Below are 9998 nucleotides of genomic sequence, written 5' to 3'. Positions count from 1 at the left end.
ATGGCGCGAGACCTGCGTGCTTTTGCAACGTCGGGCGGACAGTTATTGTCGGTAAGAACCGGGGTGTGGGCGCGAGATGCTAATGATTTTATTTTTATTGGTAAGGTCGATGATGATCGATTGTCTTCGCTCAATATGTGGCGATTTGATGATGACAAGCAGCTTGAAACCGTCGTGTACGCTAAGTCAGCGGATTACCTACAAGATAATCAGTGGGTAATGCGCGATGTCCAAGTGACCGATATGCGTGATGGAATTGAGTTGTCAAAACAGACGTTGACAGAATATCAGTGGACGACTTCTTTGGAGCCTGACAAGTTGGCTGTTGTGACCGTTAAACCCGAGGAGCTTTCTTTGACAGGGTTGTTTGATTACGTTGGTTATTTGAATGACTCTGAGCTTGATTCATCTCGATATGAATTGGCACTATGGCGTAAAGTCACGCAACCTTTTTCTATTGCAGTGATGATGTTGATGGCGCTGTCATTCATTTTCGGCCCATTGAGAACGGTGACCATGGGAGCAAGGATTCTTTCAGGGGTAGTGGCTGGTTTTACTTTCTACATTTCCAGTGAGTTTTTTGGACCATTAAGTTTGGTTTATGGGATTCCCCCTGTCTTTGGCGCCGTCGCACCGAGCATAGTATTTCTTTCAATTGCATTGATGCTATTACGCCGAAAACTATAGCCTAGAAACGACAATGTAGACTGTTCTATAAATCGTCCAGAACCCAAAAAGGAAGCTTAGTCGCTTCCTTTTTGGTTTTTAAACGTGTAATTAATTGGCTTTAGGTAGCACAACAACTTGTGTTTTAGCCCAAATATCTTGGAAAGCACGTTTTTTCGGATCAAATGGCACCGTTAGGTTACCTAACCCAAATGCGGAGGTAGACAGGCGTATTAGTGCTTGAGTAATACTGATCGCACCACCTTGTTTGTTTTGAACTTGAAGCTTCCAGGCGCGCATTCCTAGTGTTTGACCAGCGCGAGTCCAGAAAAAAACAAAGAAATAGACCGCAACGGCAACCAAATAAAAAGTATAAATAGGGCTCCAAACGGGGTGTTTACTGAGTAAATCACTAGCATCTGCATAGGGGGTATAATTCACAGCACCTAGAGCAACGAGAGCTTCTAAGATTGCAACAATCAATCCTCCAGCCATCATCAAAATAGCCATAACAATAAGTGAGTCATAAAAAAGAGCACCTAAGCGACGCATTAAACCCGCTGGTGGAAGGGCATTGGTTGTAGTCATAATTGATTCGTAAATGTGTAAATATTGCGGAAAGAATATAGTGTTGAGACTCTCTAGGGAAGAGAGCAAACGCACACCTTGCTGCTTCATGGTGAAATTATCGTCAAACGAAAAGGTTTTCAAGCTTTTAGGCTTGCGAAGCCGATGATGTTACGTATAATGCGAAACATCAAAGGGGAAACCCCAAGATGCCGGTATGGTGAAATTGGTATACACGACGGATTCAAAAAACATCGTATTTACTTGATTTAATAAATTATCGGTATAAAATCAAAAGCTTATTAGTGTTTTAGCTGTAGGATATAGTTTTATACACTTTTATAGTTTCTGTGGCGGTATGGTGAAATTGGTATACACGCCTGATTCAAAATCAGGTGCCTTCGGGCGTAGCGGTTCAAGTCCGCTTACCGCTACCATTCTTTAAAAAAGCCGCTTCCGAAAGGAGGCGGCTTTTTTGCATGTAAAAATCAGAATGAAAAACCACTATCTTCCTCATCTTTTCGTTTCTGTAGCTCCAACAGAGCAGAAAGCTTACTGGATTCGTGAGGAATCATATTTTTCTTTTCTGATGGAGATCTTGGGCTGTAACCGTACATCGATGTCGTTGTGTATTTCCTGATCATGTCACACTTAAAAATCTCAAATTCTTGCAAGAACTCTTCTTTTCGCGAAAGATCTCCATTCTGAATTAGTCGTTTGAATACTTCTTGTACCAAGTCGTAATACTCATTGTGCAGAACTTCAAAGTAAGAATTTTCTTGTTTGATTGAACGCAGCTGTGATTTGTACGTTAACTGTGCGTCGATCGTTTGGTTTTCTTTTGTAATGCTAGTCATAGTTATACCCTATATTATTATTGTTGTTATTTGATTTGGTAATTATTTGAGATCTATTAAGATCAAGGTTCAATCTGTTGGCTTTTTGATAGAGCCTTTTAAGTTGCTTTTCTTTGTGAGTTAGCTTTCGATGTTTTGTTGATAGCTCGTTTATTGTTTCGCTAATCAATTTTGCTGTGCTTTGTTCTGTCATCCACTCTTTTCTGCTCAACCTGCGCTGTCTGGGACCACTTCTAGTTAGCCCAACCTCTTTGGCTACCTTCTGGTAGTATTCATCCTGAAACTGGCGCATAGCTTCTTTATAAGCTCGAATTTTTTGTTTGGCGGAAGTTGAATTACAGTTATCTCTGGCATAAATGCCTTGGTGTACATCCCCAATGTTCATCCTAGAGTTTGAGTCTAGTGCTGGAACGATATAGAAATGGCAGTGAGGGAACGTTTCATCTCGATGAAATTCCAAGGACTTATATTGAGAACCATATTTCTGCCTAAGAAAATGATGGTTAAGTGTCAGCCACTTTCTAAACTTAGGGCATTGAGGGTCTAGCTCGGCTACAGGTATAGGGTAGCTAACAACTCCTGCAAGAATTATCTGAGCATCCTTCCTGAGCTTTCTACCTATAGAGTCATTTGCGATAGAAGCTTGATTTTCAGCAATCTCAACCGCTTCACTTGGACGGCAGCCAAAAATATTTATTGGTGGTGTTGGATTTGCAACATGCAGACAATCAAACTCCAAGCGTTCACATTCTGCTGCAATAGCTTTTGCTGATTGTTTTTTATTTGTTCGAGAGCTTTCCTTTCCATAACTCTCAATATGAATAAATTGGTAACCCATTTTTAGCCTCTTTATATTTTTATTATGCGGGCGATAAAAATGTGAAAACTAGTTTTTATATTTTTAGTGTCTAACTAGATTCTTAAGAACGTTAGTGTCTTAAGCAGACGTTTATGAAGAATGAATAAACATAGTCTGTCACTATGTTTACATAATATATTATTTCCACACGAAAGTTAAGATAAAACTCTTTTAAATCAACAAGATACAAAATATTATATATTTTGTTTGAGCTTTTTTATCAATATGCATCTCATTTGATGAGATATATCATTGTTTGCTAATACCTCTTCCTGTATTTTAATCTTATTATCCCTTCTGTAACTTACTGATAGAAAAGTAAATTAAATGCAATTGTAAGGTTGAAGATGCTTCCATCAGAAATAAAAAACTTGTCTCCGCAATGTGAGCTTCATGTCATCGATATACCGGAAATTGATGGAAATCTTGAAAAACTTCTAGATAAGTTTTTGGTTTCCATATGTGAAGGTGATTCCGATAGTGAGCTGAGCTTAGTTAAGCTAAGACTTAGAAATTTCTTTGAAGATAAAAGAAAAAACACAAAAATGGGAGCTATTGCAGAATTTTTTGTCCATTTGTACTTGCAAGAGAATGGGTATAAACAAGAATTTTTGTTCTTTAACTTGGAGGAGGGATCTATAAAAAAAGGGTTTGATGGCTTTTTCTCTAAAAACTCTGAAACATATCTATTGGAAAGTAAATCTGGTTCAATTCAAAGCAAAAAAATATCACACAAAGATAAATTGAAATCTGCTTACTCTGACTTAGAAAATTATGTCTCAGGAAAAAGTGAGAAAGGTAAAAATAACCCATGGAAAAATGCTTACAATCACGCCTCTCATGCAGATGTAGGGACTGAGAAGTCGATAAGAAAAAAAATAAAGAGCCTACAAGACAAGTTTGACTTGGGTGATTATTCAAAGGTTGATGACTTTAATATAATACCTTGTTCTACAATATTTCTTGATGGCGCTTGGGATAACGGAATGACAAGTGAAATTTTAGTGGATTATGAGTTTATAGCAAAGTTTTCAGGAAATACTGTTAAAGCAGTATGTGTTACCAAGGAAAGTATAGAAATATTTTTTAATTATTTGGATAAGTGATATGGCAACAAGTTTTTATTGGTTGAAGGAAGTCGATATATTTTCTGAATCTATGAGGAAAATGTCTTTAAATAAACCACTTGATAGTGAGGAGTTGGAGTTTGTCCTTACATGTGCGATATTGTTCTTTAAGGAGTATGGAGGAGATAAAAGAAAGTCTCCTTATTTCCAGTTGGCATATTACATCACGCTTAAGTGTGCTATTAACAATGAAAACTATGAACCACTACTAGATGCTAGTGCAAATTTTGGCTTGTACCCTATATCTAAATATATATTGAATAACATATTATCTGAAGATGATAGTTATAATACATTTTCTTTAGACTATCAGTTGGAAAAATTCAAACACAGTGATGTGTTTGAAACGTATGAGCAAAGACAATCCAGAGAAGAGATGGTTACTAGTGAAAATAAAGAAAACTGCTATGTAGCCCCTACATCTTTTGGTAAGAGCTCTCTCATAGTAGAGATAATCAATAGAGATAAAATAAATAAAGTTGCAATAATTGTCCCTACCAAATCATTACTTATACAAACTTATAAGTTAATAAAGTCTAAGTTTCCTTTTGAGCATATAATTTTTCATGATGAAATGTATGATGGCTCAGATAGTTTTATTTCCATTTTCACCCAAGAAAGAGCGCTTCGTCTCTTAAAAAATAAAGATATATCATTCGATGTATTGATTATTGATGAAGCCCACAATGTGTTTGAAATGGATAGTAGAAGCTTACTTTTGACTAGATTAATTAGAAGAAATAGGCAAAGGAATCCAAAGTCTATAAATTACTACTTATCTCCTTTGATATCAGAGATAGGGAATTTAAAAGTCTCCAATGAACAAGAGATATTTGAGCGTAGAATTATAAATAACATTAAAGAAGCTGATATTAGTGAGTATAGAAATAATGGGGAAGTGCATAAATACAATCGTTTCTTAAATGAATTCTACCCATCTGAAAGTAATAGTAGTAGTTTTATTAAGTATATAATTGATAATAAAAAAGAAAAGAACTTTATTTACCTTAGAGCCCCCAAAAGAGTGGAGCAACTAGCTGTGTATTTAGACAGTGAACTGCGTGCGATTAATTCGGAAGAGCTCCTTGAACTGTCAGAGGTAATATCAAAGAATGTGCATAGTGATTTCTATTGTGTTGACTATGTGAAGAAAGGTTTAGTTTACTTACATGGTAAATTACCTGATCTTATAAAAGAATATTTGGAGCATAAATTCACGCACACAAAAGAAATTAGCTATATAGTTGCAAACTCGGTAATACTTGAGGGTGTAAACCTTCCAGTTGATAACCTATTCATACTAAATACATATAACCTAGATGCTAAGTCATTGACTAACTTAATCGGTAGGGTTAATAGGCTTAATGAGGTGTTTGATGAGAAAAACAGATCTTTAAGTAAACTTCTGCCTTCTGTTCATTTTGTTAACTCTGTTGAGTTTAATGGAAAGAATGGGAATATGGTAAATAAAATACAGCACCTAAAGAGTGGTATCTTTAAGGATGTAGTAAAAAATCCATTATTGACGAACTTTAGTTTTGATAATATAAAGACTGAGTTGAGAAGAGCCGAAAAAAAATCAGATTTCCATAATATTGATAGAATTGAGTCAAAAATAAGAACCATGGAAGAGATTATAGAGAGGGAAGACTTTCTAGTTTTCAATGAAGGTGATGACTCCACTCGTATTAAAAGAATTCTGATGGAGTCCGCACTTTCATCTGCATATTATGACTCTGAATCAATTTTTGATAAGCTAGAGGATAAAATAAGTGAAGTAGTGGAGGATATTAATTGGTCTGATGCTTCCGTGATAGATAAAATATATCTATTTTTTATTGATGGATTTGAGGATCACATTTCAAATGCTGAGTTCTCTCGATTAAAGCACCCTAAAGCTAGAGCTTTCTATAAGATGTTCACTGAAAATCTCCATAGGTTGACGCTAAAGGAACACATATCTGACACCGTTAAATATTTTTATTCTATTCGACATTCTAATGCTGGGAATGAGTTGTTTGTCGGTAATTCCTATGGTGAAATCCCAAAAAGTAGTGAGTACGACTCTTATAGTAATAACGTATATATAGATCTTTCTCAAAAGAGCCATAAAGAGCTGGTCAATATTGCTTTGGTCAAAATTAAAATAGAAAGTGACTTTGTCTCATATACTTTGAATGAGTATGTTAATATTTTATTTGAACTAGAGCTAATAAGTGAAGCTGAATATGAACTTCACATTTATGGGACTACAAACAAGTCTAATTCAGAATTCGTCAAGATAGGGTTGAGCGGTTCATTGATTAATAAATTAGATAGGGACAATCAAACTGAAAATCTAAGAATAAATGAATTTGGTACTATAGAGTACAATGAAAAATTCAAAGATTATCTTGTGAGACAAGATGATCTTATCCAGTTTGAAGTTAGTAAATATATCGATATTTAATTATCCGCCTACTTAGTTTTGAATGGTATACCTTTTAAATAGGTATACCCATAGCCCTGTATTAACGCCAATGACCTTCCTTTTTCTTTCATCATATTTGTTCGTATAGTCTTCATAAACGAGTGAAATGGGCGGAATGCATTCATCTTGATTATGTAAGGCTAGTTCATCATAAGATTTATAGAAATTAGCCCAATTACCTGCAATAGCGTGCTTTAATAAAGTCCTAAACTTATAGTCGTTTTCATATGCACTAACAAACCCATCTGAGTAGTCATTGAGCTCGATGGATAGCTTTAGCTCTTTTTCCTCCTTTGAGTTTTTAATTGATGGGAGCTTTAAAAGCCCTGACTCTATGTTCGTGAATGCCGCTTCAAGTTGGCCATCGAAGAATGCTTTTTCTTTTTCATCTAAAGCAGCGTATTGTTCAAATGATTTTTCAAATACATTATTACCACTTTCCGCAAGTTCTAATACCTGTTGATAGTGTTCAGCTTCAAAAGGTGATTCAAAAATAGAGTATTCTTTTTTACCATCTTTATTGAAATTAACTTCAACAGAAGGAACTTGAGAGGATATTTTTCTAATAGAATTCCATACATTTGATAATCCTTTCATTCCAAATAACTGATAAGCTCGAATTCCAGTTGCGGCTCTCCAGGCTTCAATTCTTTCGATTCCATCAATAGCCACATCCGGTTTTTGTTCAATGTTTGCAGTAACTACTTCATCCATTTCCCCACCAAGAGATTTAGTTAAGTACTTGAAGCAGTATGTGGCTGCGGAGGCTACACCTTCACTCCCGACAGCATCCATTTTTCCAAATACGGTTTTTACAGCTGATTTTGAGTGAGAAAACTTTTTAGGAAGTAAGCCTTCTTTTTCATGAAACAATAGATCTTTTAATTCAGGTTGGAAAAAGCAAAGTAGATGCCAGTGTGGACATCCATCTTTGTGTGGCTCAGTAATTCGCATGCCAAAGAATTGGCCAGAGTCCATGGCTATTCCTTTCTTACTAAGAGATTTTCGAAATGCGTTCCAGTAAGACTTGAGTTCTTTATGTGCAGCCAAAGCACTTTTGTTATTCCAGCCAGTTCTCGATGGCTTTGAGGGGTTTGGATGATATCTAGCTGGAGCTGTTATTGTTATGAATGCCCATTCCATATCATGTTCATTTGCTATCGTTTCAAAACCTTTAATTTTCGCATAGAGTTCGGAAATCTTTTTATCTGTAGTTGATACAAAACTAGCTAAGCTGATTTTTTTTCCTTTTACCATAATGAATTTATTAGCAAGGATTTCAGCATTGTATTGCTTTTGAAGTTTTCGAAACTTGACGAGAATGTTGGGAGCGTAGGCTGTTGACTTAGCGCCAATAGTTTTTTGGCTTTGAGCTGAATAGAGCATCTCAGACATAACTAATTTAGTAATTTTCCTTTTGCAATAGTCTGGACTCATTAGGCGTTTGTGAGCGTCAATTTTTAACTCTTCGATTCTATGGTTAAGTAATACAATCTTATGTTGGAGTTTCTCTCTTTTTTTTATGGCTCTAGTCGATGTTTTATTTAGCTTTTTTTTAATACCTTTGAGTTTTTGGGTTGTGTCATGATAAATGTCATAGTTGTAGAAAAAGAACTGGGCGTGAGTTTTCTTCTGGAACAGTGAAAAAATTTCGTCTTCTGTAACGTGATGATGTCCATTTTTTATATATAAGCTATTTGCTGAAACAGATAAGTGATACCCAACTTTTTTCACTTGTTTAAGCGTGGCATCAAAAAGGTGATTGATAGAGTAAGGTAAGCAAAACATGGTGACTCTCTTTTTGTAGTTATTATTTCAATACCATGCCATAGTTTTCGTTTTAAGATCAAATGCAAAGACTTGTATAAACAATGACTTATGCTTTTTCTTGTATGTTGACACTAGGAATAACCCTTTTAGATTAGATACTTCTAGTGTTGCTCTTACCCAAAAAATAAGTTTAAGAAATATGATTCAATAACTGTCTTACCTTACATACAGGCATGTAAGGGGACAGTTATTGATAATTATCCAAGAGAGACTGCGCCTTCGCTTATCTCTTTTTTCTTTGCCGCTCCTGTGGAGCGAATGGAACCAGTGGGGTTTAGAATGGTAAGTGGTCATAGTTATCGTGCCCTTTGAATACTCCAGCGATCTCCTCTGAACGCATAACAGACGTTAGTTTACTGTAGTACCGCTGAATCATTTCTACGCTTGTTCCACAGTGAGTCGCTAGTAAGTAGACGTCAACACCACTTTTTAACTGATTTGTAATGTAAGTATGTCTCAAGCTATAGAGTGTATAGCCTAGATGCTCCTTGTCGATTTCTGTGAACTTACATAGTTGGTCAAAAGTTTTTTCATACTGAGGCTTTATGGTTTGGTTGGTAGGTAAGCGAAAGATATAATTTTCTTTGTGTGGGAATGATGAGAGAAGCACTTCCTCTAGAGTGTTTTTGTAGGTAAATCCGTAAAACATGCAAAGTACGGTTTGAATTAACTCAATTGTTCGAAGACCTATTGGTATCGTGCGGCTTGACGTTTTTTTCTTGCTATGAATCTTTCCTGAGTCGATTTTTATTGTGTAGATGTGTTGTGTAGTGTCAAAACCAATATCTTTGAATTTAATGTTCAAAGCCTCTTCACCCGCTCTAATTCCTGTGTTTAACAGAAAAGACATATAGTGTTTGAACATTTTTCTACTTTGTTTAGTAATGTCCTTTCTAGAAGAATCGATAAAGAGCTGACACATGCCTTGTAATTTGTCCAAATCTTTGTCAGAAAAGCTAGAGCGCGCTTCATCTTCGGTTACTTCTACCGACGGCATTGAAGGTATTTCGTATTCTTTGATTAGCTTGTTGTCTACAGCAATGTCGAATAAATGCTTTAAAGCTGTTTTCCTAATCCGTAACTGCGTCATTGATTTGGCAGAATCAGAAAAATATTTTCTAATTGCAGCACGGTCTAAATCTCTAATGCTTAGGTGCCCGAAGGTCGGTATGATTTCTTTGTCTAGTACCCTTATGTAGTCTTGATTGATTTTTTTTGGTTTGTTCTTGAGTACTTCAATCAACTGAGTTGCTAGATATGTAATATTCGATTTTTTCGACTTTATGAATATCGCAGGGTTAAGGTTATCTTTTTGTGCAAAGAAATATGACCAAGCTTTTTGAGTAGCGTCATCCCGATCGGGCGTTTTTAAGCTTTGCACAAATTCTGACGAGGTTCCTCCTTCAGAAACTCGCATTCGAATATACCAATTTTTGCTACGTTTCTGCTTATAGATGGCAAGCCCTGAACGGAGTCTTTGATATTCATAAGACATAGTGTTTTATACTTTCTTTTATACTAATTAATATGTGAATTTAACTTACTGTAAAAAAAGAAGAAAGTATAGGTATGATAAATTCAAAATCCGTTGCCTTCGGGCGTGGCGGTTCAAGTCCGCCTAC

8 protein-coding genes and 1 tRNA gene are annotated in these 9998 nt (G+C 35.8%); 4 read left to right on the top strand and 5 right to left on the bottom strand.

Annotation, left to right across the window (positions count from 1 at the left end; all coding sequences use genetic code 11):
- A partial coding sequence (gene lptG / locus ACP45E_RS17320) for an LPS export ABC transporter permease LptG (RefSeq protein ID WP_069585322.1) occupies positions 1 to 687 on the top strand: 687 nt, incomplete at its 5' end.
- 90 nt (positions 688 to 777) lie between these two features.
- Here the strand turns inward: lptG and ACP45E_RS17315 are convergent.
- A complete protein-coding gene (locus ACP45E_RS17315) occupies positions 778 to 1254 on the bottom strand; it encodes an RDD family protein (RefSeq protein WP_017038752.1) in 477 nt (158 codons plus the stop codon).
- Between the two features lie 331 nt (positions 1255 to 1585).
- Here ACP45E_RS17315 and ACP45E_RS17310 point away from each other — a divergent pair.
- Positions 1586 to 1670 (top strand) — tRNA-Leu (locus ACP45E_RS17310).
- Positions 1671 to 1721: 51 nt separating this feature from the next.
- Here the strand turns inward: ACP45E_RS17310 and ACP45E_RS17305 are convergent.
- Both ACP45E_RS17305 and ACP45E_RS17300 read right to left on the bottom strand, forming a co-directional pair.
- A complete protein-coding gene (locus tag ACP45E_RS17305) occupies positions 1722 to 2090 on the bottom strand; it encodes a hypothetical protein (RefSeq protein ID WP_017037826.1) in 369 nt (122 codons plus the stop codon).
- Positions 2083 to 2928, bottom strand: a complete 846-nt coding sequence (locus ACP45E_RS17300) for a plasmid recombination protein (RefSeq protein ID WP_017037827.1) — start codon at positions 2926 to 2928, stop codon at positions 2083 to 2085. Before ACP45E_RS17300 ends, ACP45E_RS17305 begins: the two co-directional genes overlap by 8 nt.
- A 368-nt stretch (positions 2929 to 3296) precedes the next feature.
- Between ACP45E_RS17300 and ACP45E_RS17295 the strand changes: the two genes are divergently transcribed.
- Together ACP45E_RS17295 and ACP45E_RS17290 are read left to right on the top strand one after the other, a co-directional pair.
- Positions 3297 to 4055 carry a hypothetical protein gene (locus ACP45E_RS17295; protein ID WP_017037828.1) on the top strand — a complete coding sequence of 253 codons (759 nt, stop codon included), beginning with the start codon at positions 3297 to 3299 and terminating at the stop codon, positions 4053 to 4055.
- A 1-nt stretch (position 4056) separates the two neighbouring features.
- Positions 4057 to 6525 carry a DEAD/DEAH box helicase gene (locus tag ACP45E_RS17290; RefSeq protein WP_017037829.1) on the top strand — a complete coding sequence of 823 codons (2469 nt, stop codon included), beginning with the start codon at positions 4057 to 4059 and terminating at the stop codon, positions 6523 to 6525.
- Between the two features lie 12 nt (positions 6526 to 6537).
- Here the strand turns inward: ACP45E_RS17290 and ACP45E_RS17285 are convergent, their stop codons facing one another.
- Positions 6538 to 8334, bottom strand: coding sequence for a replication endonuclease (locus ACP45E_RS17285; RefSeq protein WP_017037830.1), 1797 nt, complete (start codon positions 8332 to 8334; stop codon positions 6538 to 6540).
- Between the two features lie 316 nt (positions 8335 to 8650).
- Positions 8651 to 9871 carry a tyrosine-type recombinase/integrase gene (locus ACP45E_RS17280; protein ID WP_017037831.1) on the bottom strand — a complete coding sequence of 407 codons (1221 nt, stop codon included), beginning with the start codon at positions 9869 to 9871 and terminating at the stop codon, positions 8651 to 8653.
- Positions 9872 to 9998 lie beyond the last annotated feature (127 nt).

Source organism: Vibrio genomosp. F10 str. 9ZD137, assembly GCF_049974785.1.
Lineage (GTDB): Bacteria > Pseudomonadota > Gammaproteobacteria > Enterobacterales > Vibrionaceae > Vibrio.
This window is presented reverse-complemented; position numbering and strand designations above follow the sequence as displayed.

Bases quoted from the DNA above. Each gene is read 5' to 3' on its own strand.
- ACP45E_RS17315 (WP_017038752.1), bottom strand. From the start codon at position 1,254: ATGACTACAACCAATGCCCTTCCACCAGCGGGTTTAATGCGTCGCTTA.
- ACP45E_RS17305 (WP_017037826.1), bottom strand. From the start codon at position 2,090: ATGACTAGCATTACAAAAGAAAACCAAACGATCGACGCACAGTTAACG.
- ACP45E_RS17300 (WP_017037827.1), bottom strand. From the start codon at position 2,928: ATGGGTTACCAATTTATTCATATTGAGAGTTATGGAAAGGAAAGCTCT.
- ACP45E_RS17295 (WP_017037828.1), top strand. From the start codon at position 3,297: ATGCTTCCATCAGAAATAAAAAACTTGTCTCCGCAATGTGAGCTTCAT.
- ACP45E_RS17290 (WP_017037829.1), top strand. From the start codon at position 4,057: ATGGCAACAAGTTTTTATTGGTTGAAGGAAGTCGATATATTTTCTGAA.
- ACP45E_RS17285 (WP_017037830.1), bottom strand. From the start codon at position 8,334: ATGTTTTGCTTACCTTACTCTATCAATCACCTTTTTGATGCCACGCTT.
- ACP45E_RS17280 (WP_017037831.1), bottom strand. From the start codon at position 9,871: ATGTCTTATGAATATCAAAGACTCCGTTCAGGGCTTGCCATCTATAAG.